Here is a 26,726-nt window from a genome sequence, read left to right as displayed (position 1 = left end):
CCATGGAACACATCGAAACCGCCACGCCTCTTGCCTTCACCGAGCCTACCGCCATTGAGGTGCGCGGGGCGCGGGTGCACAACTTGAAGAACCTCTCGCTGGACGTGCCGCTGCGGCAGCTCGTGGGCATTGCGGGCGTCTCCGGCTCGGGCAAAAGCTCGCTTGCGCTGGGCGTTCTATACGCCGAGGGCAGCCGCCGCTACCTGGAGGCGCTTTCCACCTACACGCGCCGGCGCATTTCCCAGGCCGGACGCGCTACCGTGGACGAGGTGCTGCACGTGCCTGCCGCCCTCGCCCTGCGCCAGCGGCCCGGCATTCCCGGCGTCCATTCCACCTTCGGCACCTCCACGGAGCTTTTGAACTACCTGCGTCTCATGTTCTCGCGCCTCGGCTGCCACGTGTGTCCCAACGGGCATGTGAACGCGCCGACCCTGAACGTGGCGGCCGATCTGCCCATCACCTGCTCCACCTGCGGCGTGGAATTCTACGGCCCCTCCGCCGAGGATCTCGCCTTCAACAGCGGCGGCGCCTGCCCCACCTGCGGCGGCACCGGCGTTGTGCGCGACATCGACGAGTCCACGCTCATCGCCGATCCCAACCTTACCCTGGAAGAGGGCGCCGTGGCCCCCTGGCGCAACCTCATGTGGTCGCTCATGCCCCAGGTGGCCCGCGAGATGGGCGTGCGCACCGACGTGCCCTACAAGGATCTGACCGATGCCGAGAAGGACATCGTACTGCACGGCCCCATGGAAAAGCGCCACATTCTGTATGTTCCCAAGAACAAAGACCATGCCACCGAGCTGGACTTCACCTACTACAGCGCCGTGAATACCGTGAGAAACGCGCTGGCAAAGGCGAAGGACGAGAAGGGCATGGCGCGCGTGGCGAAGTTCCTGTGCGAGTCGGTGTGCCCCGACTGCCACGGCACGCGGCTGTCCGAGAAGGCGCGCACGTCCACCATCGACGGGCGCAACCTCGCCCAGGTGACGGCCTTGTCGCTGGACGAGCTGCGCGACTGGATTCCCACCGTGGCCCCGTGGCTGCCGGCGGAAATGCGCCCGATGTGCGACTCCATCACGAGCGAGACGACCGAGCCCATACAAAGGCTGGAGCAGCTGGGGCTGGGATACCTCACCCTCGATCGCGCCAGCGAGACGCTTTCGAACGGCGAACGCCAGCGCGTGGCTCTCACGCGCGCCGTGCGCAGCCGCACCACCGGCGTCCTTTACGTGCTGGACGAGCCCTCTATCGGGCTGCACCCGGCGAACATCGAGGGGCTGCTCGGGGTCATGGACGACCTTCTGGCCGACGGCAACTCCGTGGTGATGGTGGATCACGACGTGGCCGTGTTGCGCCACGCGAATCACCTCATCGAGATCGGCCCCGGTTCGGGCGCCGACGGCGGCCGCGTCATCGCCCAGGGGTCGGTGGCCAACGTGGAAGCGAGCCCAGTCAGTCGCATCGGGCCGTTTTTGGCGGGAACGGCGAAGGTGCGGGTGCGCACGCCCGTCGCGCCCGAGCATCTTTTCGACGAAGGGGCCATCGCATTGGAGACCGACGCCATCCACACCGTGCATCCGTTGGAAGCGCGCATTCCGAAAGGGCGTCTGACCTGCGTGACCGGCGTATCCGGCTCGGGCAAGACGACACTCGTGCTGGAAAGCCTCGTCGCCGGGCTGAAGGCGTCACTGGCCGGCACGACACTGCCAGGGCATGTGCTGTCCGTGGATGCGCCGGGCATCGCGCGGGTCGACCTGGTGGATGCCACGCCCATCGGCGTGAACGTGCGCTCCACCGTGGGCACCTACTCCGGCGTGCTGGACGATTTGCGCCGCGCCTTCGCCGCCCTGCCGAACGCCAAGGAGCAGGGGCTGAAAGCCGGGGCGTTCTCCTACAACACCGGATCTTTGCGCTGCCCCACCTGCGACGGCACGGGACAGATCTCCCTGGACGTGCAGTTCCTCCCCGACGTGGACATCCCCTGCCCCGACTGCCGCGGCAGCCGCTACGGGCGGGAGGCCTACGCCATCCAAATGGCCATCGAAGGCGACGTCGAACTGTCCGCCAACGCCGAAATGGAGCGCAACGCGGCCCATGAAACAGAGACAGCTTCGGACATGACTCTTCGTAGGGACGGATCTTGGTCCGCCCTCCCAACTGCGAGTCACCGTGCTTCCGGGCAAGGGGCGACCGAGGTCGCCCCCTACGGAGGCTCATCATGTCATCCTGAGCAGGCGAAGCGAGTCGAAGGATCTCACGCCGGCGATTTCGAAAGCGTGCACACTTTATCGCTTCCCGAGGTGCTCACTCTCACCGTTGACCAGGCGCTTTCCGCGCTCGCCCACCTGAAGAAGGTGTGGGACAAGTTGCAGATCCTGCACGATTTGGGCTTGGGCTACCTCACTTTGGGCGAGGCCACGCCAGCGCTTTCCGGCGGCGAAGCCCAACGCCTGAAGCTCGCCAGCGAGATGCGCCGCAGCCAGGACGACACCCTCTTCATCTTCGACGAGCCCACCATCGGGCTGCATCCGCTGGACGTGGAAACGCTCATCGGCGTGCTGCAGAAGCTCATCGAGCACGGCGCCACCGTCGTGGTCATCGAGCACGACCTGGACATGATCGCCAACGCCGACTACGTCATCGACATGGGGCCCGGCGGTGGCGAGACCGGCGGCCGCATCGTCGCCGAGGGCACTCCGGCCCAAGTGGCCGCCAACCAGATGAGCCTCACCGGTCGCTACCTTGCGAGGGAGTTGGAAGGCTAAGGAGCTGAAGAGCGAGAGAGCGAAGGAGCGAGCGCTCGCCAGCATACCTACCTCTCGTTTTCTCTCGCCAGCTCTCTACGGAGTACCGATGCGGCAGCCGGCGTGCGCAAGACAATATGGACGAGCAGGGCAGCGAGCAGCACCTTGGCGGATAGGGCATGCAATGGGCCCCAGAAATAGTAGCCCGTCGCATAGAAGCCCAAAGAAGGCAGCAGCGTCCCCGACACCATAGCTCCCGATACGACGCAGAACGCGAGCGCGACCAGCAACGCCCCGTTGAGCACGCGCTGCGCCCAACGACCGCGGCCGCCCAGGCCTTCACCGCTCGCCACAACATGGGCAACCATGAGCACGAAGATGCCCGCCCCAAGATATTCGTGAAAGGGCACTCCCGTCAACGCCGGGTTCGCCGCCACCAAATAGAGAGCCAGCAACACAATATCGAAAATGACCTTAGGCGCCCGCATGCCGCTCCCCTTTCGACAAACGACGCGATACCACCCAAAGGCCCAGCACCAGCACTATGGGCATGAGTATCCACAGATTCAAAGACATGTCGGAGGCCTGGTGGTAGCGCCTCGCGAGCGTCTCCCACCCATGACACTCGACCGATGTGCAGCCAGCCTCGGGGCAGCGCATCTCGCTGTGCCCGTCGGGCTCGGGAACGGCGTCGTATCCGTGGCACGCACCGTTCGTGCAACCCGCTACCGGACAAGCAACGTCAGCCGTCAGGGGATGCAGCCCCGAATCCGGCGCAACCGCAAACCCCACCCCCACCGCACCGACCACGACGGCACCTACGACCGCAGCGGCCAGCAGCCTCTTTCTCGCCGACCTTTGCCCCCGCGACCGCTTAGCTTCTTTCGAACTCAAATTCACCGCGTACCCTTTCCTCTTCCTTTCCTTCCCAACAAAAGAGCCGCAAGCTGCGGGGCCTGCGGCTCTTCGAAGAGAGAGCTATCTTGTACCGGAGCAGCCGATTAGGCGGTCTTCTCCTTAAGGTGCAGGGGGAGGTACTTCAGACCCAGTAGCAGCAGGAAGCCACCGAGAGCCACCACGCCCAGGGCTACGCCGAACTCCAAGGGGGTCGGCCAGTACACGAGGCCCTGATAGCCGAACAGCGACATGCCGGACTCCCAGTTCGTGATGGTCATATGGTTGGCCACGTCGGCGAACTCGATGTTGGGAATCTGGAAACCGCCCACCAAGATCTCGCAGCGCTTGCAGAACACACCGGCGATCACGAGCGCCGAGGCGAGAACCACGCCGCCCTTGGTGCGCAGGCGCGGCACGAACAGGATGACGCAGGCCAGCACCATGCAGGCGATCTGCGTCCAGAAGAACGGCGCCAAGGGGCCGGTGACCAGCATCGCCACCACATTGGCGCCCTCGCCGCCGGGGAAACCGCTCGTCAGCAGATCGCAGGCGAAGAAGTACAGATCGACGCAGGTGAACACCGCGAGCATCTTCGCCAGGTTCACCATGGAGGAGCGTTCGATGGTAAGACGCCCGGCCTTCTGCAGGGCGATGACCACGATGAGCACGAGCGCCGTGCCGCAATCCAGCGCTGAGGCCACGAACCACGGGCCCATCAGGGCGGTGTGCCAGAACTCGTGGGCCGCCGACAGCGAGAAGATCCAAGCCGTCACCGTGTGCACACCCACCGCCACCACCAGAGCAATGATGGAGATGACGCGGATGGCGGTGTGCGACATCTTCCCCGCATCCTCGCGCCGGTAGGCCCACAGATACACGATGGAGAGAATGAGATAGGTGGAAAGCACGATGATGTCCCACATGAGCGGCGATGAGAGGTTGGAATAGACGAACAGCTCCCACAGGCGCAAGGGACCGCCCAAGTCAACCACCACAAAGCCGATGGCCACGCAGGTACAGCAGATGCTCGTCCAAATGGCCACCCGCGAGATGTCCCCGAAGCCCTTCATACCGAAGGCGTTGGGGATGGAGCTGATGATGAGGCCGCCGGCGGACAGGCCCACGAAGAACATGAACAGGGTGATGTAGAAGCCCCAGGAATCGAGGTTGCGCATGCCGGTCTGAATCATGCCACCGGACAGCTGCACCATCCACAGGGCAACGCCGATGACAGCCACCACCGCGCAAGCGATGATCCCCACGGTCAGTCCGCGATGAGACGCGGCGCTTCCTTTCGCATCGTTCATAGCGTATCTCCCTTCCTAGACGAGATAATAGACAGAGGGCTTGGTGCCGAATTCGGCGTGCAGCTGCGTGTACTCACGACTGGCCAAAAGCTTGGACACTTCGGAGTTCGGGTCGTCCAGGTCGCCGAAGTGGCGGGCGCGGCCGATGCAGTCGGCCACGCAGGCCGGCTGCTCGCCGCGGGCCACGCGCTGGGTGCAGAAGATACACTTCTCCACCGTGTGCTTCTCGTGCTTGGCAGCATCGGCGTCGCCCAGGGCGAAGTCGGCGTAGTAGGCCGGCTCCTCCCAGTTGAACGAGCGGACACCCGTGTAGGGGCAGGCGGCCAGGCACATGCGGCAGCCGATGCACTTGTCGTAGTCCTGGCGCACAATGCCCGTCTGCTCGTCCTTCCACGTGGCGCCCACCGGGCACACCTTGGTACAGGCAGGGTTCTCGCAGTGCTGGCAGGCCACGGGCCAGTGCTGCATCTCGGGATTGTCCCAGGTGCCACCAGCCGTGTCAGGCGCGTTGCCGCCCTCGGTGAGCACGCGGTTCCAGATAATGTCGTTGGGGATGTTGTTGGCCACTTTGCACACGACCGAGCAGGTCTTGCAGCCAGAGCAGCGCTTAAGGTCGATGACCATTCCGTATCTCATGGGTTCCTCCTCCTCTTATTCCTGAGACTCCGCCACCACTCCGTCCCACGGCTCAATTTCCACGAGGCAATCGTGGTAGGCGTAGGTGGGGCAGGTCCAGTCCACAATCTGCTTGCTCGTCAGGTCGTTGTTGCAGCCGCTTAGGTACTGGGAGCGCTGCCAGCCGCGGTCGATATCCAGACAGCCCGGACGAATACCGGCGCTGAAGGTGGCCTTGGCCACCGCATGGCCGCGGTCGTTGAACAGGCGCACGTAGCTGCCGTCCTCGATGCCGCGGGCCTCGGCATCCACGGGATTGATGCGCACACAGGGCTCGTTGATCTCCATCTCGCGCAGCAGCGGGTTCTGGCCGTAGTAGGAGTGCACGCGGAAGCGACGGGTGCCGGCGGTCACGATGAGCGGGTACTTCTCGGCCAGGGGGTTGGCATCGAAGCCACCGGCTGTGACGGGCCACGCCTCCATGGGCGGCTCCCAATGGGGCAGCGCGATGCTCGCGGGATCCATGGGCTGGCCGTAGTTCTCGATGGGACCAGGGTTCTCCTGATAGAACTGCAGCTTGCCCGTCATGGTCATGTAGGCCGGCATGGGAACGGCGCCCACGTACATCACGCCGGCTTCCTTCAGCTTGTCGGCATCGATGCCCATGGCGGCGCTCATGGCCGTGTTCACCACGTGCTTCATGCCCTCGTCGAACTCCTCTTGGAACCACTCGTCCAAGCCGAGCCCACGGCCGATGAGGTTCGCCATGTCGTAGTCGGACTTGGCCTCGAACTTCGGCTCGACGGCCTTATCGGCCCAAACCAGACAGCCGTTCATGCCAATGGGGCCGCCCACTTCCTGAATGGTGGCCGCCGGCAGCACGATATCGGAAATGTCGGCCGTATCGCACCACTCGATGTTGGCAGTCACAAGGAAATCGAACTTCTTGTACGCCTCGATGGTCTTGTTACGGTCGGGAGCTGAGTTCACGATGTTCGCACCGAAAGAGATGAGCATCTTGAGCGGTTGCTCTACCGTGACATCGGGAAGCTCCATCACCTGCTCGCCCATGTGCGCGGTCACGCCCGGGAATGTGTATTTTCCCGTGTCGAGCAGGTCGTTGAACATAAAGGTACCCAGCGACTGGACGATAGCGGGATGCTCGGTTTCCGTCTCATCGAAGCCGCTGGAATTAAGCGGGTAACTCATACGGGGCTCAGGCACCATACCGCGCATAATACGCAAAACACTCACTGCCGCAATGGTATTGAAACCGTGCCCGTAATGGTCGATGCCATAGCCTTGGAAGATGTCGGCCATGCCAGGGCGGCAAAGCAGGTCGGCGAAGGTGCGAATGGTTTCCTCGGGAACGGTGGTCGCCTCGGACACCATCTCGATGGGATACTCGCTGATGCGGTCGATGAGCAGACTGTAGGCCGTATTGCAGCGCTGGCCGGCGACCTCGATGCCCTTCTTGCGCAGCACGGGGTTCTGCGCCGTGGAGGCGTAGCCCATGGCATTCGTGGCCTCGTCCCATACGGCGAAGTCGTCGGCGTCGGCCGCAACGCCCTCTTCCAAGTCGCTCTTGCGCAGGAAGCGGCCGTCGGACTCCTTCACGAGGAACGGAGCGCAGGACTTCTGCTGCATGAAGGCATCATCCGTCTTGCCCTCTTCCTCGATGATCTTCGCCAAACCGAGAGCGAGCGCGGCGTCGGTGCCGGGCTGCAGCGACACGAACAAGTCGGCCTTCTGTCCGATGGTGTTCTTGTTGGGGTCGACGACGATGAGCTTGCAATCGTTGTTCTCAATCGCGTCGGCGATGTAGTGCCAGGCGTTAGGCCAGGACACGATGGGGTTATGGCCCCACACGACAAAGGTGCTCATTTGGGAGACGAGATCCATGTCGGCGCCGCCCTGATAGTAGAAGCCGCCCGCCGTGTACATGGTACCCTGCGTGAGCGCGAAGTCGGTGGTTCGGTTCTGGTGCGAGAACTGGGCCACGTTCTCCAAACGGTTGAGATTGTACATGTTGCGAGGCTCAGTAGTGCCGTAGGTGAAGGAGCACACGCTGCCCGAGCCGAATTCTGCCTGGTACTCCTTGATCTTCGTGCAGATGGTGTCGATGGCCTCGTCCCAGCTGATACGCTCCCACTGACCGGCGCCACGCTCGGTGCCCTCGGCGCGCTTCATGGGGTACTGGATGCGCTTCTCCTGCACGATGAGCGTGGGGATGGAGGCGCCGCGAGCGCACATGCGCTTCTGGTCGATAGGCGCGCCCTCGATCTCCTTGGCGCGCGTCAGCACCACGTAGCCGTCGCGCACTACTGCCTCCAACGGGCACCCCATGCAGGCGTTGCAGTAGGTCGTGCAGATCTTCTCGTCGCTTTGGGCCGATGCCGTCTTGGGCGTCAGCGCCGCGAAACCCGCAGCCGAGGCGCTGCCCGCAACGAGCGCGGCCGTGGCCGTGGTCTTGAGGAACCCTCTTCGCGTCAGAGTTCCCGTCGTGTTCTGAACAGACTCCAAGATGTCCCCTTTCCTCGTCTCGTGTGCCCGCCGACGTTATTGACGGGCATCTTATGGCCTCATTCTGAAATCGCACGAGGCCCAAGGGGAGAATCTTTGAGTTGTTCGCCGGGAGCTTTTGGTTTACGAAGAAGTTCGCTTAGATATGGAGACGAACCGCTGTCAGTCCTTCCAGAGGACGAAATCTTCTTTGCCGCTGAAAAACCGCAGCAAATAGGGATCGCCGAGCCCCTTCTTCGCAATGGTGCAGTAGAACCATTTCATGGGAGACTCTTCAAGGGGAATGCACACCACGTCTGGTGCAACGCGGGGAAACCTCAGATCGCGGTAGGCATAGGTGAGCGTCACCCCGGTTTGCACCATTTCGAGCCGATTGTGCAAACCCGAACGCGTGCACACAATGTTAAGCTTGACACCGCGCTCTTCGGTCGCCTCCACCAGGCGATCGTGCACATCGAATCCAGCTCCTTGAGAGGTGAAGGGACGTCCTTCCAAATCCTCGAGGCGTATGAAGCTTTTCTCAGCAAGGGGATCATCAGTACGGACGGCGATGTGGATGCGTCCCCCAATGGCCGTGTCGTAATCAAAGAGGGACTCGTTCACCACGGTGGCGATAAGACTCGCATAATCAAGATCGCCCTCAAGGATTTGTTGGCGCAGCTCCACGCAGTTTGCTTCGGTGAAGCGCATTCCCTTGGTCACGAGCTCGCTTGTCGAGGAAAAGTCGATGACCTGTCTCATCTCGCCCGAGGTCATAACGTCGCTTGCCTCCACCGATTGCCCAAAACGCACGATCCCTTGGCTCTTTAGCTTGCCGAGGTTCAACTCGGCCTCCATTTGCGCGAACGCACTCAACACCGGACGCGAGGCGCTGAACAGCAGATCGGCCGCCGACGTGGGGAAGAGCACGTTACCCCGGTTCTCGAACAGCGGCTCCCCCATCTCCTGTGCCAACCGCGCCACCGACTTGCGCAATGCCTGCCGCGAAATGAACAGCGAGTCGGCCGCCTGCGTGAAGCTGCGCATCTCATAAACTCGAGAAAAGTACTTGATCTGCTGAATGTCCACAGCCCCTCCTCGTGCCGTGCGGCTCCGATCGGCCAACGCAGCCCGACGAGCCTCCCTCCGCAGCAATCCAATACGATGGAAGGCCCGCATGAGGACGGACCTTCCATCGATGCCAGCTCGCTAAAGCTTAACATCCTAAACAGTATGCGCGCTACGACTTTTTAAGCACCGTAGGCGAGAGCGCCGTAGGACGGATCGGTCTCGTCGAAGGCGCAGCCGTAGGGAATTTGCAGCTTCTCCGACGTCAGGTGCCAACCGAAATCGTTAGTGACGATACGCTCGACGATGACCCATTCCCCACCGCGATACTCCCATTTGTCGCAGTAGCGGGCCACCGTCTGGAGCACGTGCCAAGTGCCGTCCTCGTTGGGACTCATCACCGGTGCGTTCGCGTAGGTCTCGGAACCAGCTTTCGTGCCATTCACGGTAATAGCGATGTTGTACATCTGGTGCGCGTAGTAACCGCCATTAGCCGTAATACCCTTATCGATCGTGTTCGCGCAATATTCGGCCCACTCCTGGCCCGAGCCCTTGAACACTTCGCCGAATTCCGGGCTCGTACCGAAATCAACGTAGCTGTCCTCGGCATAGACAGGCTTGCTAATGGCGGCATCCTGCCGATCGTCGCCACGAGCGTACATGCACAACTTGTAGCGAATCTCTTCCTTGGCCTCGGCAACCCAAAGCCGATCCTCGAGCTCCTGCATCTTTTTCATCAGCTCATCCATGGAAGTTTGCTCCCCCGTATCGGCCATTGGCGTCGAACAGCCCGCAAGGCCCAAGGCGCTCGCGCCGCACAAAGCACCGGCGGCAACTGCGGCTCCCTTCAGCACCACGGTGCGTCGATCCATTTCGCGATTATCCTGCCGTTCGTTCGTCGAATTCTCCATCATGACACTCCTCTGTCTTTCGCTTGCGTTCCGACAATCCGCCAACTCCCGCCTTAGCCATACCGGCAAGGGCGCCCGCCAGCCGGGGCCGCCCTCGCCTCATTGGATCGCGCCGCCGAGCGGGAGGGGAGGACTCGGCAGGCGACATCGAAATAGTTACGCAAGTGGCTCCAGCGTCACCACGTGCTGGCCGGCGATGCGACCGGAGGTGTAGGTCCAGCCGAGCGCCTGGCCGCAGCCGGCGTTCACCTTGCCCTTGAAGCCACCAACCATGTTGCCCACGGCATAGAGCCGCGGAATCACCTCGCCGAACACATTGAGCACCTGGGTGTTGGTGTTCACGTCCACACCGCCAGCCGTATCGGGCGAGACAGCGATCACGCGACCGGCGAAGAAGGGCGGCTGCATCAGCGGTATCGCTCCCTGGCGACCCAGCGCGTCGGCGCCACTCGCTGCGCCGTCGTTGAAAACAGCGATGGTCTTCGCAAGCGTGTCCGCATCCAAATCGAGCGCAGTGGCCAGCTCCTCCACGGTGTCGGCCTTGACGACGTAGCCACCAGAGATCTCCTCCTCGAACCCATCGCTGCAATATAGAACCGGTCCGCCATACTCAGCGGTCGCATCGGCAATACCCTGGTCCCAGATGTTCCACACGTAGCCGTTCGGCTGCTTCCAGACATCCCCCACGACGTTTTCAGTGGGGCGGCCGGTCTCCAACACATGACGCTGGCCGTCGGTGGAGACGAACAGGCCCGGAATGGAGATGTAGCCCGCAGAGTTGTCCTCGACCTTGCGCTCCAAACCCGGCGCTACGTTGTAGGCGCACCACGGGTTCACCAGCTTGGCACCGAGCGCGCAGGCCATCATGATGCCGTCACCCTGCTGCCACGGCGAGCCGTAAGAGCCCATAATGGGGCGATCGTTGAACATGCCGGGCATTGCGGGCGACATAAAGCTGCGCACCATGTCAGCGTTGCGCGAGAACCCACCAGTGTTCAAGATGACGCCCAGACGCGCCTTGATGCGCTGCTCCTTGCCGCCATCTGCCACGATGACACCTTCCACCTCGCCATCGGTATTAGTCAGCAGACGCGTGACCTGGGTGTCGAACATGAACTCCGCACCTTGCTCTTCGGCCTTCTTGCGCAGCGGCTCGGTGAAACCGGCGCCGATGCCATCGGCGTTCTGGTGCATGCGGGCCACGGCGGGCGTCACATCGGTGTAGTAGTCCACCATGGTGCCCTGGGTCGACAGGCGCTCAGTGGAAAGAGCCGCGCCCTGCTCGGCTAGCCAATCGATGGTCTCGCCGGACTTCTCGGCGTACAGACGGCGCAGCTCGGGATTCTCGAAGCCCTCGGCCACAGCCGTCAGGTACTTGTCGAACTCCTCGACCGAATCATCGATGCCGGCCTCTTTCTGCAGATTCGTGCAAGCACCCTGAATCATTCCGGCACACAGGGCTGAATTGGACATGGTGGCGCTGCTCATCACTTCGCACACGACAACTTCCTTGCCCGCCGCAGAGGCCTCAACGGCCGCAGCCAGGCCACCGCCGCCGGCGCCGGCGATCACAACGTCCACTTCTTTGTCCCACGCCGAATCGCTCGTGGAGCTCAGTTCCTGAGAGGCGGACGTTTGGGGCGCGCAGCCAGCCATGCCGGCAAAAGCGGCGGCTCCACCCATGAGAGCCGCGCCCTTCAAAAAGCTGCGACGATTGAGTCCTTCGTTCAAATTCATGATTGTCCCCTTTCCTTACATTAGTTGCCCTTCGGCACGACCCCATAGTGCGCTGGTGCCAGGGCGATAGCTAAATGCAAATGCGCGATCCTCTATCACGTTTCATGATGGCTGTTCGTGAAATCCGATATCGCCGTCTCGGACGTCGTGCTCTTGTTTTGCGCAACATGCGATAATGCAAAAAAGCAAGGGAGGAGATCCGCTATGAAAACCGAGTATTTGCGGGAGTTCGCCGTTTTCTCTCGCTACTTAAGCTTCACCGATGCCGCCAAAGAGCTGTTCATCGCCCAATCAACGCTAAGCACCCATATTGCTGCGCTCGAGAGCGACGTGGGCTTTTCGCTCATCGACCGGAAAGCTGGCAACCGACTCACCGACAAAGGGGCCGTTTTTCTCGACGGAGCCCGAACGCTGCTGGATGGACTCGACGAGACGCTGGCACGGTGCCGAGAGATGGGCGATCCTGATGCCACTCTTCGCATCGCTGTTCAATATCCAACTCCGCTTTTTGCGACCCAACTTAAAGAGTGGCTGCCCATGCCCTTTGCTTTCGTCGAGCACGATTACCGAGATCCCATCTTCCAGCCCATCGTCAATGGCTCGGCCGACATCGTGCTCGATTACGACTACACGCCTTTCGCCTCACTCGTAAAGGAGGCGAGCGCTCTCGATCTGGTAACAAAAACGTGTTTGGCCTTCCGCATGAGTATCAGCATGATGGCGTCGAATCCCCTGGCAAACAAGTCCGCGCTTTCTCGCAATGACCTTCGCGGCGCATCCATCATCATCAACGATGCCCACAATTACGACCGCATCCGCTATCTTTACGAGCGCATGTTGGGCGACAATCTGAATCTGCGCTTCAGCCTTCAGCCCATCAACGGCATGAGCGGCCTGGCCTTCGCCACCTACGGCGACGGCCTCCACATCTGCGGGCTATCGGAAAATCGCCACTGGTTCGCCGACCGCGCCGACGTGGTGCTCTTCGAAGAGCTCGACGGAAAGCCCTTCGGCATGCCCACCTCTCTCACGTATTCAGCTGACGCCAGCGATTGGGTTCGTGAAGGTGCAGCCATCGTTCTCGAGTGCATGGAGGCTTGCAGAAAGGAAAACGGACTTGCGAGCTAAGCGCTAACTGAATGCGCTAGACATAAAACTGATAAGTTACTCAGGCAGGTGGCGCGTAACTCTTTTGAAAATGTCGCAATAAACTCCCAGTTTCTTACGACATTTCGGATTATAGGAGGAAGACTGGCGCCTTTTATCACGACATCGAAACGCCCCGCGCCCTGCGACGATAGGCACAAATTGCCTGTTTTCGTTGCAATCACTTGAAACGAAAATTGTTTTCGTTGCATAATGTCTGCAACGATGCGACGAAAAGGCGGACACTATGCGCGAAACAACCACTCTCGAGTTTAAGCAGCAGCTGTCGAAAAGCTACCTGAAGACCGTCAGCGCCTATGCCAACTACGGCACGGGGAAGATCATTTTCGGCATCGCAGACGACGGCACGCCCGTCGGATTGACCGATCCGCAAGACACCTGCCTTCGCGTCGAACATGCGATTAACGACTCGATCGATCCAGTGCCTCGTTTCGAGCTGTCCATCGAAGAGGACACAAGAACAGTCACACTAACGGTGCATGAAGGCCCCGACAAACCCTATCTTTTCTCTGGACGCGCCTATCGTAGAGCCGACACCTCAACCGTCGAAGTGAGCCGCCTTGAGTACGGCAGGCTCGTCTTGACGGGTGAGCATGTCAGCTTCGACGCCCTCGTCGCAAAAGAGCAGGACCTCGCATTTGGCCATCTCGAGAAGGAGCTCGCCTCCAAACTGGGGCTCAAACCCCTCGATCAAAATTCCCTTATTTCGCTTGAGCTTATGACACCTTCCGGCGAATACTGCAACGCGGCCGCCCTTCTCGCCGATAGCAATCATTTCCCTGGCATTGATATTGCGCGCTTCGGCGAGAGCATCAACATCATCAACGCCCGGCACACGTTCGAGCACATGTCGGTTCTTGAGCAGATGCAACGCACGCTAGAAGTGTTCGACACCTACTACGCCTACGAAGAAATCGTCGGATTCGAGCGCATAGCGAAGACGCTCGTACCGCGGGAGGCTTTTCGGGAGGCTATCGCCAATGCGCTTGTCCACCGTTGCTGGGACGTTCGCGCCAACATAAAAGTGGGCATGTTTGCCGATCGCATTGAAATAACCTCGCCAGGAGGACTGCCTGCCGGAATCACAGAGGAGCTCTACCTCGCAGGAGGCCCTTCAGTGGCTCGCAACCCAATCCTTGCGAACGTTTTCTTTCGACTGGGACATATAGAACGGTTCGGTACGGGCATCCCGCGCATCCTGGACGAATACGCCCATGAAACAGTATCGCCCTCTTTCGCTCTGCGCGATAGCTCGATTACGGTGATGCTTCCCGTGACAGTGCTTGAGAACGTAACACTCGACGAGGAAGCCATACTTGCCGTGCTCGCCAAGGGCTCTGCTCTCACACGATCCCAGATAAGCGAAAAGACGCAGCTATCGAAAAGCAAGGCTATCAGAACTCTGAATGCATTGGTTGAGAAAGGACTCGTAACTAAGGTCGGCGAAGGCCGCTCCGTCCGCTACGAGAGAAACTAGCGGGAGAAAGCCCTTCGATATTTCTCTGTAACACCAAACCGCATCCTCCTCGCAACGAGCAGCTCAACGGTCACAATCCCATTGCAGCCGTCTCGCACGCCGATGGCATAATCGTGGGGCGCGGCCGTGGCGGCCGCGTTATGATTCGCTCGTTATGGAATCTTTGCAGCGAGACATATCGGATGAGAGGGACGCGCGTCGGCCCGATGGGCGCGACGAGCTCGACAAGTCAAACAGCCCGGCCACCCGCCCTAAGCGAAATCGACGCGATAAGCGCGACAACGGCATCGATATGCTCAACGGCCCCTTGCCGGGCAAGATTCTGCGGTTCGCCATTCCCCTGGCGCTGAGCAGCATCCTCCAGCAGTTGCTGAACTCGGCGGATGCCTCCATTGCCGGACAGTTCGTCAGCAGCTTCTCGCTCGCGGGCATCGGCGGCGTGAACCCGGTGACGGCTATGTTCGTGAACCTGTTCGTGGGGCTCTCCATCGGCGCCAACGTGGTGGTGGCCATGCATGTGGGTGCCGGCGAGTTCCACAGCATCAAGAAGAGCGTCCACACGGCCATGGCGCTCTCACTCATCGCCGGGGTGGTCCTGGGCGGGGCGGGGCTCGCCCTGGCCCCCTGGGTGCTAGATGCCATCGGCATGCCCGAAGACTCCCTCGCCGACGCGCTCACCTATGTGCGGCTTTACTTCTGCGCCATCCCGTTTCTCACCATCTACAACTTCGGGTCGGCGCTACTGCGGGCCCACGGCGATGCGAAACGGCCGCTGTACGCCCTCGCTGCCGCCGTCGTGGTGAACTTCGTCCTCGACCTCGCCTTCGTGCGCCTGTTCGGCTGGGGCACCGCCGGCATCGGCATCGCCACCGTCATCGCCGCTGCCCTGAGCGCCGTCATCGTGGTGGCGTTCCTTATGCGCGAGGAAGGCCCCTTCCGCCTGCACCTGCGCGAGCTGCGCATCTGCGGCCCCGAGCTGGCCGGCATCCTGCGCATCGGCATTCCCGCCGGCATTCAGGGCGCCGTGTTCTCGCTTTCCAACACCGTCGTTCAGGCGACCATTAACGGCTTCGGCTCGGCGGCCATCGCGGGCTCGGCGGCCACGTTGAACTTCGAGTACTACACCTACTTCTTTGTGAACGCCTTCGGTCAGACCGCCGTCACCTTTACCGGCCAGAACTTCGCCGCGAAGAACGCCGACCGCTGCCGGGCCATCTTCCGCTGGTGCGTACTGTTCGGGTTCACCTCGTCGCTTATTTTGGGCGTGACGTTCACGGCGTTGGGCACCCGGGCGCTAGGGCTGTTCACCACAGACGCGGCCGCCCTCAGCTTCGGTCTCGTGCGACTGTGGTTCGTGGAGCTGCCTGACTGCCTGACCACCTTCTACGAAGTGCCCGCCGGCGCCATGCGGGGCATGGGCTGGTCCACCCTGCCGGCGGTCATCACCATCCTCGGTTCCTGCGTGCTGCGCGTGGCGCTGGTGACCTGGGTGTTCCCGCTTTCGGGCACCTGGGACACCCTTATGGTGATTTATCCGGTCACCTGGTCGTTCATGATCGTGGCCATGCTCGTCTCCTATTTCATCGTGCGCCGCCGCTGCTACCGGTCTATTGAGCCTGCGGCTGCGTAGGACGGCGTGCCCCATTGGATCCGTAGCGGCGTGGGACGGTCGCGCCCCATCGAACCCGCAGCGGCGTAGGTCGGCATAGGTCGACGGTTTCCCGTATAATGGGCTCAACGCCGAACCCTCAGCCCCAACGTCCCGCGTCCCAAGTCGCGGCGCCCCATGCTCCGAAAGGCGGTGAACCTCGTGACCCTTGCCCATTACGTGCTCATGAACAAAAACACGCCCGTGTTGTCGTTCGACTACGACCTGGGTGACCACAAGGCCGTGCGCATCCGCGAGGTGTTCGCCCCCGAGGCGGCGCCGTTCGGGTTCGTCGATCGCCGGGGCGACATTTCCAAGGCCGAGTTGAACTACTGGTGGCGCCACCGCGCCATCCCTGCTTCCCGTGCGCATGTCAAACGTCTTCTGGAGAACCTGCAGCTGGAAAGCACGCTGGTGCTCGCCGAGAAGAGCTTCGGGCTGTCGCTTTCCGACCGCTACTGGCTGAACGACGAGGACGATCCCGCCTCGTGGGACGCCGTCAACTTCTTCGACAACGACTTCTCTGATGACCTGGGATTTCTCACCTTGGGCCAGGACTTAGCGGGGTCTTCCCCCGATGCGCCGGACTACCGCACGGTAAGCCTGTCCTCCCCCAACAGCACCTTGGGAGGCGACCTTCTGAAGAAGTGGAAGATCGTAAACGGCGAGCGCGTGCTGCTGAAGTCAGGAGTGGGCTTCGTGAATCAGGAGCCCTACAACGAGGTGGCCGCTACGGCGTTGCACCGTCGGTTGATGGAACCCGGCGAGTTCACTCCCTATACGCTGTTCGAGGACGGACGCCGGGTGTACTCTGCCTGCCCGAACCTGCTGGGGCCCGACGAGGAACTGGTGGCCGCCTGGGACGTCATCCGCAACGTGAAACAGCCGAACAACTTGTCCGATCTGCGCTTCTACGTGAAGCACCTGGAGGATCTGGGGCTTGACGCCGACGCCACCATGACCTCGCTGGCCAAGATGTTCGCCGGCGACTTCGTGCTGGCCAACCGCGACCGTCACTACCGCAACTTCGGCATCATCCGCAACGTGGAGACGCTTGAGGTGACGGGCATCGCGCCGGTGTTCGACTCCGGATCGTGCTTGTGGTCCGACGCGGAGTTCCTGGAAGTGCCCGGCGATTTCCTGTATATGGCCAAGCCCTTCAAAATGAACGGCATGAAGCCGGTCGACCAGCTGCGCCTGTTCGACGGCTATTTCGACTGGTTCGACCCGGTCATGCTGGACGGCTACCCCGAGGAAGTGGGCGCGATCCTCTCCCAGAATCCCAATATTCCCGAGCGACGCGTGGCCACTATCGTCGACGCTGTCCGCAGCAAGGTGGATCTGCTCACTCGCATCGCGCGATAGCGTCTCTTCCCTACCGCGTCGCCTTCAGACGGCTGAGCACCTTGCGAGCCTCATTCAGGTTCGCCTCGATATCGGCGCCCACCACGTCCAAGTTTTCGGCGGCGGCGAAGCGCGTCTCGGGAATGCCGAACATGCTGGCGATGCCGCAGAGGTACTCGTAGCCGTAGTTCATGGCGCTCACCTGACCGCCGCCCGTGGTGATGTAGGTGAGGTGCTTGGCGCGGCACAACCCCTCGCAGCGTCCCTCCTCCGTGTAGTGGAAGGTCATGCCCATAACGGCCGCGTGCTCGATGTATATCTTCAGCGCTGCCGGGAACGACAGATCCCAGTAGGGAGCGCCGATGACGATCTCATCCGCCTCGGCGAAGTCCTTGCCAATGTCGAACATGGGGTCGTCGAACAGGCCCTTGGCCTCCAACTGGGCGCGATAGGCCGCCGAGTCGCCGTAGTAGGGCTCGAGGCGCATCTCGGACAGGTTCACTTCCTTCACGTCCTCGATACCTTCCAGATACTCGCGGCACAGCGTAAGCGTGCGCGACTCGTCTCCGCGCAGGCAGGCATTCACGAACAGCACGGTCATGGCGTTCCTCCTTTTCCCATTGAACGACGCCATTGTACCGCGAGCCGCCACTCACCTCGCGCCACCTTCAGCCACGAATCGACATCCGCAGCGTCAGACACCCTCATTCGGATGCCTCAGGAGACGTTCGCAGGGCATCCGCGCAAAAACAATCGGCAAATCTGGCAAGTTTTCGGCGGTTTTCGACATCAGGGGACGCAGCAAGGGATACGCATTATGGCCTGCACTACGTTTTCCCAGGTCGGAAACATACCTGGAGGAAGACCTCGCAGCTACTTGAACCTCCGGGGTGCGAAATACGTCGAACAACGCCGAAAACTTGCCAGATTGGCACCCTGCGACTCGCGCGCACTACAGGCAAAGTCGAATCAACCCTCGGGAAGCGCCCCTGCTTCGTAACGAGGCAGGGGCGCTTTGCTTACAGGAGACGCGCCAGGTGCCGACGATGGGCATGGCGCACGATAATCGCAGGTGAGCTTACTGTGTCCTGCTCATTATCTACCATGCCCCAAGGAGGCGTTCTCATGAAGATAGCCATCAAGCGCGTGTACGAACCTTACGAAGAAAGCGACGGGTACCGGGTGCTCGTCGACCGGCTGTGGCCCCGCGGCCTCACCAAGGCCCGGGTGCACTACGATGAATGGGCGAAGTTCCTTGCGCCCTCAACCGAATTGCGGAAGGCCTTCGGCCACGACCCATCCCATTGGGCCACTTTCCAAGAAAAGTATGTGGCGGAGCTGGACGCGAACCCCGAGGCGCTAAAGTTCGCGAAGAAGCTGTCCAGCCCCGAAATGGCCAAATACCCGCGTGTCACCCTGATATACGCCGCCCGCGACGAAAAAGAGAACGAGGCCGTCGTCCTTCAGAAGTGGCTCCCCGCGCACGAATAAGAAAAAGCGAAAGCGATTTTCGGACACTCCCAGGCAATATCAGCGACATTTTTAGCTCAGAATTTTGAGTTGTTAGACTTTGCAGCAGAAAAGAGCGTCGCAAAAATCGCAAATCGCAGCCATGGCGCTACGCCTATGCAGGGAAAACCTCTTCGAAGCCCCAACCTCCGCAGAAATACGTGAAGCAAAGCTCTAACAACTCGAATTTTTCGCCCGAAAGTAGGATGCAGATCGACCGGGCAGCCGATTGAGCGGACAGCAGATCGACCGGGCAGCCGATTGACCGCCCTGATCTTCCCTATCCTCTCCTCTGCTCCCGAATGGGCAGGTTGGTCACTTCCGCTTCCAGGGGCAGCGGCACGTCGTCGGCTTCGGCCTCGGCGGCGAGGCCTCCATCCCAGGCGTCGAAGTCGGCCTTGCCCGGCAGGATGATGTTCAGCACGATGCCCACCACCGAACCCACGGCCAAACCCGAGAGCGCCACCGTCACGCCGCCCACTTCGAAGGTGACGGCCCCGGCCGCGCTGTAGGCGATGCCGAGCGAGAGCACCAAGATGAGCGCCGTGATCAGCACGTTGCGGCTCAGCATGAAGTCCACGTGGTTCTCCACGAGGTTGCGGATGCCCACCGCCGAGATCATGCCGTACAGCACCAGCGACACGCCGCCGATCACGCACGCCGGCATGCAGGAGATGACCGCCGCGAACTTCGGGCAGAACGACAGCAAGATGGCGAACCCAGCGGCGATGCGCACCACGCGCGGGTCGAAGACACGGGTGAGGGCGAGCACGCCGGTGTTCTCGCCGTAGGTGGTGTTGGCCGGCGCGCCGAACAGCGACGCCACGATGGTGGCCAGGCCGTCGCCGAGCAGCGTGCGGTGCAGCCCCGGCTCGGCGATGAAATTGCGATTGCAGGTAGAGCTGATGGCCGACATGTCGCCGATGTGCTCGATGATGGTGGCGAAGGCCAAGGGCATGATGGTGATGATGGCCGTGATGGCAAGCCCCGCGTCGAAGCTGGGGCCGAACAGCGCGAACACCGTGTTGTCCCACAGCACCGGCAAACCGATCCAAGGCGCCTCGACCACCGGCGTAAAATCGACGATGCCCCCGATGGCCGCGGCCAGATAGGAGCCCACAACACCGAGAAGGATGGGAATGATGCGGATCATGCCGCGGCCCCAGATGTTGCTAATGACGATAATGATGATAGCCACGAGCGCGATAGGCCAGTTCGTCTCGCAGTTGGCAATGGCCGAGCTTGCCAGAATAAGCCCGATGCAGATGACGATGGGGCCCGTGACCACCGGCGGAAAGAACCGCATGATGCGCTGCGGACCGAACGCCTTGAACAGCGCCGACACCACCAAGTACAGAAGCCCCGCGCAAGCCACGCCCAGACAAGCGTAGGGTAGCAGATGCGCTTCCCCGTTGGGCGCGATGGCCGCGTACCCCGCAATGAACGCAAACGACGATCCGAGGAACGCCGGCACTTTCCCCTTCGCAAGGAAATGGAACAGCAGCGTGCCCAAGCCCGCGAACAGCAACGTGGCCGAAACCGAGAGCCCGGTAAGCGTCGGCACCAAGATGGTGGCGCCGAACATGGCGAACATGTGCTGGATGCCGAAGACGGTCATCTTCGGCGCACCCAATGTACGGGCATCGTAGACGGCATCGGACGCATCGGGGGCGCCCATGGTGGGCACGGTCTTGGGATCGCTCACGGAAACCTCGAATCTTCGCGGGAATCGGTCGCCGCCCATTATGGCACGGCTTCCGTTGCCGCCGGGTTTCGCGCCCGCAAAGGGGCCGAGCGCCCCGCAAACCGCCCGGCGCTCTCATGTTAAGAGCCCCCTCTTTCGCTGAAATGGGCAAAACCGGGCACTTCTCGTAATTTCTCGCGGGTCTTCTCGTCGCTTCCCGAGCGTCTCCCCAGGTGACATCTGCGCATTTCTCGGCTTTTCGCTCGAAAGACTACGAGAAGTGCCCTATTTTGCCCAAAGGACCGCCCCGAGATAGGAGGGGCGGCCCAAATCGTCAGCTCCGGAAACGAAGGTTAAGGCAGACGTTTCGGAGGAAGTGAAATGGCGACCATCGCGCACTGGCCGCATCGACCCGACCAGCCACGGCGAGCACAAAGGTGGCTAGTCGAACTGACGCAGGGCTCGGCCGAGACGCGCGAGGCCCTCGCGCAGCACCGGTTCGGGCGCGCAGTAGCCCAGACGCGCGCCGCCGGGGAGCTCGAAGCGGTTGCCGGGCACGAGCAGCACGCCCTCTTCCTTCAGCAGCTTGATGCAGAACTCCTCGTCGTCCATGGGAATATCCCACTGGATGTAGGCCACTGACACGCCCTTGGGCGCCTGCCAGGTCACACGCGGCTCGCTGTCGATCCACTCCTGGGCGATGGCCATATTACGGAACACGATCTCGCGGTTGCGCTCGAGCACGGCCTCGCGATTCTGCAGAATGTAGGTGGCCAGCGCGTCGTTGAACTCGCCGCAGCAGATCATCGTGTAGTCGCGGTACACGCGGAACTTGTCGGCCAGCTCGCGGTTCGACACCGTCCAACCGATGCGGGCACCGGGCACGGAGTAGGTCTTCGAGATGGAATTGGTCACGACAGCGCGATCGTACAAGTCGGCCATGGACCAGAAGTTCTCCGTGTTCTCCAGCGGCAGGTACACCTCGTCGGAGAGCACGTAGGCACCCACCGACTGGGCGATTTCCACGATCTGCTCCAGCGTCTCGCGATCGAGCACCGCGCCGAGCGGGTTCGAGGCGTTGTTGATACAGATGAGCTTCGTATCGGGGCGCACCAGTTCCTTCAGCTCGTCGATGGAAGGGTTCCAGCCGTTCTCCTCGCGCAGGTGCCAATACTCCACCTCGGCGCCCAGGGTGCGAGGAATCTCGTAAAGCGGCTGGTAGGTGGGGTACTCCGCAATCACGTGGTCGCCCGGCTCTACCAGCTGCATGAGCGCCATCAAATTCGCGCCTGTGGTGCCGTTGGTCTGCAGGATGCAATCCGGGTCGATCTCGGTGCGATAGAGCTTGGCCACCTCGGCCTTGAACTCCGGCGAGCCCTCGATCCAGCCGTAGTTCATCTTCTCCTGGTTCAGGCGGTCATAGAAGGTGGCGCCCGCCTGGCCGTCCAGCTGCAGGATCTCCCCCATCGTCATAGAGGCGATCGTGGACTGCGCGATGTCGTAGGTCGCGCTCTTCTCCCACACGTTCAGCCAGTCTTCAACACCGATAGTCTTGATGTCCATGGAACTTGCTCCTTTATCGACTAGATGCTGATGACGCCCATGGCGAGCAGCACCAGGGACAGGACGCCGAGAGCGGAGATGACGCCCATGCACACCTTCTCGCCCATGGTGATGGCGTTGCCGTAGTCCTTGCGGGCTTTCACGTAGATGAAGAAGCCGGGGATGTAGCCCACGCAGGTCAGCAGCAGGAAGGACCAGCCGTTGAACAGCACGCCAATCACCTGGAAGGCCACGGCCACGAAACCGATGGCGGCCTGGACGCCGTTCTTGTTCTGCACGCCCCACTTAGCCTGATAGGCAGCAGCGAAGGCCCAGGTAATGACGATGGCCACGGTGCACATGGAGAACGCGAAATCGTAGGCATCGGCCGAGAACAGCAGGATGATGAGGAAGGCCTGGGTGCACGCGCCCACGATAAGCAGACTCATGGAAGGAGCGTTGTGGCTGTTCAGCTTGCCCCACGAGGCCGGCAGCAGCTTGTAGTCGGCCATTTCGGAAGTCGTCTCGGCGGGCAGGATGGTGAAAGACAGCCAGGAGCCCAGGATGGAGATGATAATAGCGATGGAGATGAACGGGCCGCCCCAGCCAGGAGCCATGGACGAGAACACGTAGACGAGCGCGGGATAGTCGAGCGCGGCCACCTCGGCGGAGGACATGTAGCCGTAGGGCAGCACGGAAGCACCTACGTAGATGAGCATCAGGCAGATAAAGCCGATGAGCGTGGCTTTGCCCACATCGGTCTTGCGGGCGGCGCGGGAGGACACGACCGAGGCGCCCTCGATGCCGACGAAGCACCACATCATGATGATCATGCAGTTGAAGATCTGGGTGCCGACGCCCCCGAGAGGCGCCGCGTCGGGTCCGTACTGCCCCGCGGCCACGGCGTTGTCGTACACGTTGCCCCAGAAGTCGGCCGTGAAGAGCGAGGTCCTGCGCCTCATTCTGCAGGGGAAGGACAACCAGAACATCGCCTCGACGCTCACTATCGCGCCGAGCACCGTGAAGGTATACGTGCACCGCCTTCTGCAGAAAACGGAATGCGAGAACCGCCAGGCCCTCATCCAGGATTTCTGGCGAAGCGCCTAGCTGCCTAGCCGCCACAAGAAGGCTGACACACGGCGTAAGACGCTCCCCTACGGAATGAGGTCGTAGGGCATTTCCCGTTTCACCAGGTAAAAGACAAGCAAGATGATCACCATCCACGGCACCCAAAGGTAGGCGAGCACCAGGGTGGCCGAGCGCGCCGCGTAGAACACCACCCGGTAGCCCGTCGTGCGGGGATGGGTCTCGAAGGTCATGCGCACGAACGAGCCGCCCGGGGTGGATCCATCGTGGAACCAGGGGATGACCACTTCCACCACGACGAGCGTGACGATCGCCAAGCCGTTGATGACGAGGGCGGCCATCTGGTTCGCCGTCATATCAGGGAACGTCGGAGGGGCTTGGCCGGCCACTTCAAAGCCCACGGCCACGGCACCGTAGGGCACGACCGCCACCAGCCACACGATGACGAGGTCGATCCACAGGGCCACGCAGCGACGCACGAAGCCGGGATGCTCCGTCGGCTCTGCATCGGCCAACTGCCCTGGAGGTACTACGCGGCCGAGCAGCCATGCGCACACCCAGCCGAGGGCAGCACCCAGGGTGTTGGTGATCACGTCGTCCACATCGCAGCAGCGGTAGGCGTAGGGGTAGATGCCGAACAGGCCCGTGAGCTGGGACACCTCGATGAGCAGGGATGCCGCCAGGCCCAGCAGCACCGACGGAAGGAAGCGCAGGCGCAAAAGCCGCCCGGCGATAAAGCCCAGCGGCATGAAGAACACTACGTTGAAGGCCAGCTGGAACACCGCTTTCAGGCCGTCCTTCGCGATATCGTTCATGAAGTTCATCGGGTTGAAGTTGGGGGCGACGCCGTAGGTGATGCCGAGACCCGCGTCTCCTTGGGGCAACGGGTACAGCGTGAAGCAGCCGAGGCCGCAGACGTAGAGCACCGTGAGGTAGGCTCCCACAAACGTGCCGAAGCGCAGCCGCCCGTCACGATGATAGAGGTAGGCCAGAATCGGCAGCGTGAACATGAACGAAAGCACCGGCCACAGCACCAATGCCGCAGCGAAGTTATCGCTATAGCTTCCCAAAAAATGCTTGACTGCGTTCATGCCGGTTTCCTCGCTCGCCTCCGCGCTTCTCCTCTTGCAAAGCCAGCATAACGGACGCGCGCAAGCAGTGCAGCAAAGGTGACAACAAGGTAAGTGAAGCGATAGCGGCTCGTAAGGAGCGCCTTCCCCTCGACTCATTTGCTCCCGAACGATAGTGGTGCTATGCTGAGGACTTTCTCCGAACAGATCAAACCCACCGCAGAGGAGAGAACCATGAACATCACCGTGTACTGCGGGTCGAACTTCGGCGACAACCCGCATTTCGAAGAGGCCGCCCACGACTTGGGCGCCTGGATCGCCCGCGCCGGCCACACCCTCGTTTACGGCGGCAGCTCCGTCGGACTCATGGGCGCCGTCTCCCGTGCTGCCATCGAGGGCGGCGCGCCGGTCATCGGCGTAGAGCCGGAGTTCTTCATTGAGGCCGGCGTGGCCCAGCACGACCTGACCGAGCTCATCGTCGTGGAGACCATGGGCGAGCGCAAATCGAAGATGATCGAGCTGGGCGATGCATTCGTAGCGCTGCCGGGCGGCGTGGGCACCTTGGAGGAGATCTCGGAAATCTTTACCCGCGTGCGCCTCGATATGGGCCCCCACGAGTGCTTCCTGCTGAACATCGACGGGTTCTACGACCCGCTTCGCTTGTTCCTGCAGTCGATGGTCGAACGCCGGTTTTTCGACCAGTGCGACCTCGACCGCTGCCACTTCCCGCGCTCGGTGGAGGAGCTGGAGCGCCTTTTGGCCACCGCAGGCACGCGCCGCATCGTCCGCTGCGACGGCCCCCTGCTGCAGAAAGCAGGGTAGAAGCTTGCTAGCCGATGACCGTTAACTGGTACTGGGCCTTCCCCGCTTCTTTCACCTGGTACAGCGTGCTGTCGGCCGCCGCGTAGAGCACCTCGAAGGGCATCGGCGGCGTCAAGCAGCAGGCCGCCCCACGCTGATGGTGGGCGCCGCGTGATAGGTCGGGTCGACGACCTCGTCGGTGGCCCGCTGGCCGGCGAAGGGCCCGCGAGCCAAATGCTCGAGCACGCGCTCGGCGGCAGGACCGGTCGCCAAGCCCGGGGCAAAAATGAGGAACTCGTCGCCCCCAATGCGGGCCACGATGTCCTCCTTGCGCATGACCTGGGACAAGAAGATCGCCAGCTTTTTCAGGACGTAATCGCCCTCGGGATGCCCGTAAGTGTCGTTCACGGCCTTAAAGTCGTCCACGTCGACGACGATGAGCGTGCAAGGGCGGTTCTCGGTACGCAGCGCGGTCTCGATACGGTCGAGGGCGGCGGCGCGGTTGTAGAGCCCCGTGAGGCTGTCGCGCTCGGCCTTGCGTCGGAACTGGCTCTCGCGCATGGCCGCCTCGCTCGTGTCCAGCAGCCGGCCGACATGGCGCACCGGACCGCCTTCCTCGTCGTAGAGGACCACCGATTGGTAGCGGTACCACACCGGCTCCCCGTCGGCACCGGGCGCCGAGGTTTCAAAATCGACGAGTGAGTTCTCGCCGATCTGTGTCATGAGCGGCGTCAGGTCGTGGGAAGTAATAGCCAGCTCGCACGGCTTTTGGCAGCGGCGGTTCACCACGAAATCCTCTTGCTGGGGCGCGCGACCGAAGCGACCCTCGAAATCGCCGTACACGTGGGCTTTGCCCGTGCCGCACTCGATATCGAAGAGCACGTCGTTGGAGAGCGCCGTGAGAATTTCCAGCCGCTCGTTCGCCCGACGCAGCTCTTCCTTCTCGCGCACGCGCTCGGTGGCGTCCATGATCGTTGCGTAGAACCAGCGGGTGCCGGAGGCGTCTTCCACCAAATGCCCCCAGTCGTCCACCCAGCGCACCTCGCCATCGGCGCGGATGATGCGGTAGCGCACGTAGTCGCTGTCGCTGCGCTCCATCTGCTCGCTGATGGACGCGCTGACCCATTCCCAATCGTCGGGATGCACGATGCCCTTGAACGTATTGCCCGTAAGCGCGCGGAACTGCTCGGCATCCGAGCACCCGAACAGGCGCACGAGCCCCGAGCTCACCCGGTCGATCGCGCCGGCCTCCTCGGCCTTGTAACGGAGCATGCCGCCAGGGAACTTGTCGAGAAATTCTTGCGGAAGCTCTACGGGAGCCACCGTCGCCTTGGCCGTCGGCGCGCAGGCCGGCTCCGCCGGAGCCGTCGCAGCGGTCGCGGGTTTTTCACGTTCGTCCGTCTTGTGAAAGAGGCGGCTCAAAGACACCATGAAACCTTCCTTTTCCTCAACCTCTCATAGGCCCGAAGCGGCAACGAGACACGCTGCCATCCTCGTGAGGTAAGTTCCTATGATAGCACTCTGCCCTTTCGCCGCTCCTGCAAAATCGGATGGAAGATATGCAGTTTTGTCAACAATTTTCCAGACTGAACGGCCGAAGCAAAACGGCCATCCACC

At 61.9% G+C, this 26,726-nt stretch carries 22 protein-coding genes; 8 read left to right on the top strand and 14 right to left on the bottom strand.

Features of this window, described 5'->3' with window-relative positions:
• Positions 1-2 precede the first annotated feature (2 nt).
• A complete protein-coding gene (locus GO707_RS05745) occupies positions 3-2,765 on the top strand; it encodes an excinuclease ABC subunit UvrA (protein ID WP_157012476.1) in 2,763 nt (920 codons plus the stop codon).
• 47 nt (positions 2,766-2,812) lie between these two features.
• On the opposite strand, the gene GO707_RS05740 is transcribed toward GO707_RS05745, so the two are convergent.
• The 8 genes from GO707_RS05740 to GO707_RS05705 all read right to left on the bottom strand — a co-directional run bounded on the left by GO707_RS05740 (position 2,813) and on the right by GO707_RS05705 (position 11,781).
• Positions 2,813-3,232, bottom strand: coding sequence for a DUF4405 domain-containing protein (locus GO707_RS05740; protein WP_157012475.1), 420 nt, complete (start codon positions 3,230-3,232; stop codon positions 2,813-2,815).
• On the bottom strand, positions 3,219-3,554 hold the full coding sequence (locus GO707_RS05735; protein ID WP_157012474.1) for a hypothetical protein: 336 nt from the start codon (positions 3,552-3,554) through the stop codon (positions 3,219-3,221). The genes GO707_RS05740 and GO707_RS05735 overlap by 14 nt, the downstream gene beginning before the upstream one ends.
• Positions 3,555-3,745: 191 nt before the next feature.
• The gene (nrfD, locus tag GO707_RS05730; protein ID WP_157012473.1) at positions 3,746-4,948 is read right to left on the bottom strand and encodes an NrfD/PsrC family molybdoenzyme membrane anchor subunit; all 1,203 of its coding nucleotides are present in this window, start codon (positions 4,946-4,948) and stop codon (positions 3,746-3,748) included.
• Positions 4,949-4,963: 15 nt separating this feature from the next.
• On the bottom strand, positions 4,964-5,584 hold the full coding sequence (locus tag GO707_RS05725) for a 4Fe-4S dicluster domain-containing protein (RefSeq protein WP_114548557.1): 621 nt from the start codon (positions 5,582-5,584) through the stop codon (positions 4,964-4,966).
• A gap of 15 nt (positions 5,585-5,599) precedes the next feature.
• Positions 5,600-8,086: a molybdopterin-containing oxidoreductase family protein gene (locus GO707_RS05720; RefSeq protein WP_157012472.1), complete on the bottom strand. Its 2,487-nt coding sequence runs from the start codon at positions 8,084-8,086 to the stop codon at positions 5,600-5,602.
• Between the two features lie 162 nt (positions 8,087-8,248).
• A complete protein-coding gene (locus GO707_RS05715; RefSeq protein WP_173114758.1) occupies positions 8,249-9,154 on the bottom strand; it encodes a LysR family transcriptional regulator in 906 nt (301 codons plus the stop codon).
• 161 nt (positions 9,155-9,315) lie between these two features.
• Positions 9,316-10,047, bottom strand: a complete 732-nt coding sequence (locus tag GO707_RS05710) for a nuclear transport factor 2 family protein (RefSeq protein WP_157012470.1) — start codon at positions 10,045-10,047, stop codon at positions 9,316-9,318.
• A gap of 153 nt (positions 10,048-10,200) precedes the next feature.
• Complete coding sequence (locus tag GO707_RS05705) at positions 10,201-11,781, bottom strand: FAD-dependent oxidoreductase (RefSeq protein ID WP_157012469.1); 1,581 nt, start codon at positions 11,779-11,781, stop codon at positions 10,201-10,203.
• Positions 11,782-11,985: 204 nt separating this feature from the next.
• On the opposite strand from GO707_RS05705, the gene GO707_RS05700 reads away from it, so the two are divergent.
• From GO707_RS05700 to GO707_RS05685, 4 genes are all read left to right on the top strand, one after another.
• On the top strand, positions 11,986-12,909 hold the full coding sequence (locus GO707_RS05700; protein WP_157012468.1) for a LysR family transcriptional regulator: 924 nt from the start codon (positions 11,986-11,988) through the stop codon (positions 12,907-12,909).
• Positions 12,910-13,174: 265 nt separating this feature from the next.
• The gene (locus GO707_RS05695; protein WP_157012467.1) at positions 13,175-14,425 is read left to right on the top strand and encodes an ATP-binding protein; all 1,251 of its coding nucleotides are present in this window, start codon (positions 13,175-13,177) and stop codon (positions 14,423-14,425) included.
• A gap of 154 nt (positions 14,426-14,579) precedes the next feature.
• The gene (locus GO707_RS05690) at positions 14,580-16,055 is read left to right on the top strand and encodes an MATE family efflux transporter (protein WP_231699531.1); all 1,476 of its coding nucleotides are present in this window, start codon (positions 14,580-14,582) and stop codon (positions 16,053-16,055) included.
• A gap of 180 nt (positions 16,056-16,235) precedes the next feature.
• Positions 16,236-17,438: an excisionase gene (locus tag GO707_RS05685; RefSeq protein ID WP_157012466.1), complete on the top strand. Its 1,203-nt coding sequence runs from the start codon at positions 16,236-16,238 to the stop codon at positions 17,436-17,438.
• 10 nt (positions 17,439-17,448) lie between these two features.
• Here GO707_RS05685 and GO707_RS05680 read toward each other — a convergent pair whose 3' ends face one another.
• Positions 17,449-18,018, bottom strand: a complete 570-nt coding sequence (locus GO707_RS05680; RefSeq protein WP_114548548.1) for an NAD(P)H-dependent oxidoreductase — start codon at positions 18,016-18,018, stop codon at positions 17,449-17,451.
• Positions 18,019-18,542: 524 nt separating this feature from the next.
• Between GO707_RS05680 and GO707_RS05675 the strand changes: the two genes are divergently transcribed.
• Positions 18,543-18,908: a DUF488 domain-containing protein gene (locus tag GO707_RS05675; protein ID WP_114548547.1), complete on the top strand. Its 366-nt coding sequence runs from the start codon at positions 18,543-18,545 to the stop codon at positions 18,906-18,908.
• Between the two features lie 298 nt (positions 18,909-19,206).
• Here the strand turns inward: GO707_RS05675 and GO707_RS05670 are convergent, their stop codons facing one another.
• From GO707_RS05670 to GO707_RS05660, 3 genes are all read right to left on the bottom strand, one after another.
• Positions 19,207-20,604: a uracil-xanthine permease family protein gene (locus tag GO707_RS05670; RefSeq protein WP_232325637.1), complete on the bottom strand. Its 1,398-nt coding sequence runs from the start codon at positions 20,602-20,604 to the stop codon at positions 19,207-19,209.
• A 447-nt stretch (positions 20,605-21,051) separates the two neighbouring features.
• Positions 21,052-22,173, bottom strand: a complete 1,122-nt coding sequence (locus GO707_RS05665) for an aminotransferase (protein WP_157012464.1) — start codon at positions 22,171-22,173, stop codon at positions 21,052-21,054.
• A 20-nt stretch (positions 22,174-22,193) separates the two neighbouring features.
• Entirely contained in the window at positions 22,194-23,069 is an 876-nt protein-coding gene (locus GO707_RS05660; protein ID WP_231699532.1) for an amino acid permease, read from the bottom strand.
• 19 nt (positions 23,070-23,088) lie between these two features.
• Here GO707_RS05660 and GO707_RS12305 point away from each other — a divergent pair, with 19 nt between their 5' ends.
• On the top strand, positions 23,089-23,259 hold the full coding sequence (locus tag GO707_RS12305; RefSeq protein WP_330037496.1) for a response regulator transcription factor: 171 nt from the start codon (positions 23,089-23,091) through the stop codon (positions 23,257-23,259).
• A gap of 47 nt (positions 23,260-23,306) precedes the next feature.
• On the opposite strand, the gene GO707_RS05655 is transcribed toward GO707_RS12305, so the two are convergent.
• Positions 23,307-24,329, bottom strand: coding sequence for a VanZ family protein (locus GO707_RS05655; protein WP_157012462.1), 1,023 nt, complete (start codon positions 24,327-24,329; stop codon positions 23,307-23,309).
• Positions 24,330-24,542: 213 nt separating this feature from the next.
• On the opposite strand from GO707_RS05655, the gene GO707_RS05650 reads away from it, so the two are divergent.
• Positions 24,543-25,130, top strand: a complete 588-nt coding sequence (locus GO707_RS05650) for an LOG family protein (protein ID WP_157012461.1) — start codon at positions 24,543-24,545, stop codon at positions 25,128-25,130.
• Positions 25,131-25,241: 111 nt separating this feature from the next.
• Here GO707_RS05650 and GO707_RS05645 read toward each other — a convergent pair whose 3' ends face one another.
• On the bottom strand, positions 25,242-26,540 hold the full coding sequence (locus GO707_RS05645; RefSeq protein WP_157012460.1) for a sensor domain-containing diguanylate cyclase: 1,299 nt from the start codon (positions 26,538-26,540) through the stop codon (positions 25,242-25,244).
• Between the last annotated feature and the right edge of the window lie 186 nt (positions 26,541-26,726).

The organism is Adlercreutzia rubneri (genome assembly GCF_009755265.1).
In the GTDB taxonomy this organism is placed as follows: domain Bacteria; phylum Actinomycetota; class Coriobacteriia; order Coriobacteriales; family Eggerthellaceae; genus Adlercreutzia; species Adlercreutzia rubneri.
This window is presented reverse-complemented; position numbering and strand designations above follow the sequence as displayed.

Bases quoted from the DNA above. Each gene is read 5' to 3' on its own strand.
- GO707_RS05705 (WP_157012469.1), bottom strand. From the start codon at position 11,781: ATGAATTTGAACGAAGGACTCAATCGTCGCAGCTTTTTGAAGGGCGCG.
- GO707_RS05650 (WP_157012461.1), top strand. From the start codon at position 24,543: ATGAACATCACCGTGTACTGCGGGTCGAACTTCGGCGACAACCCGCAT.
- GO707_RS05645 (WP_157012460.1), bottom strand. From the start codon at position 26,540: ATGGTGTCTTTGAGCCGCCTCTTTCACAAGACGGACGAACGTGAAAAA.
- GO707_RS05690 (WP_231699531.1), top strand. From the start codon at position 14,580: ATGGAATCTTTGCAGCGAGACATATCGGATGAGAGGGACGCGCGTCGG.
- nrfD (WP_157012473.1), bottom strand. From the start codon at position 4,948: ATGAACGATGCGAAAGGAAGCGCCGCGTCTCATCGCGGACTGACCGTG.
- GO707_RS05740 (WP_157012475.1), bottom strand. From the start codon at position 3,232: ATGCGGGCGCCTAAGGTCATTTTCGATATTGTGTTGCTGGCTCTCTAT.
- GO707_RS05745 (WP_157012476.1), top strand. From the start codon at position 3: ATGGAACACATCGAAACCGCCACGCCTCTTGCCTTCACCGAGCCTACC.
- GO707_RS05725 (WP_114548557.1), bottom strand. From the start codon at position 5,584: ATGAGATACGGAATGGTCATCGACCTTAAGCGCTGCTCTGGCTGCAAG.
- GO707_RS05675 (WP_114548547.1), top strand. From the start codon at position 18,543: ATGAAGATAGCCATCAAGCGCGTGTACGAACCTTACGAAGAAAGCGAC.
- GO707_RS05700 (WP_157012468.1), top strand. From the start codon at position 11,986: ATGAAAACCGAGTATTTGCGGGAGTTCGCCGTTTTCTCTCGCTACTTA.
- GO707_RS05710 (WP_157012470.1), bottom strand. From the start codon at position 10,047: ATGATGGAGAATTCGACGAACGAACGGCAGGATAATCGCGAAATGGAT.
- GO707_RS05665 (WP_157012464.1), bottom strand. From the start codon at position 22,173: ATGGACATCAAGACTATCGGTGTTGAAGACTGGCTGAACGTGTGGGAG.
- GO707_RS05695 (WP_157012467.1), top strand. From the start codon at position 13,175: ATGCGCGAAACAACCACTCTCGAGTTTAAGCAGCAGCTGTCGAAAAGC.
- GO707_RS05670 (WP_232325637.1), bottom strand. From the start codon at position 20,604: ATGGGCGCCCCCGATGCGTCCGATGCCGTCTACGATGCCCGTACATTG.
- GO707_RS05680 (WP_114548548.1), bottom strand. From the start codon at position 18,018: ATGACCGTGCTGTTCGTGAATGCCTGCCTGCGCGGAGACGAGTCGCGC.
- GO707_RS05655 (WP_157012462.1), bottom strand. From the start codon at position 24,329: ATGAACGCAGTCAAGCATTTTTTGGGAAGCTATAGCGATAACTTCGCT.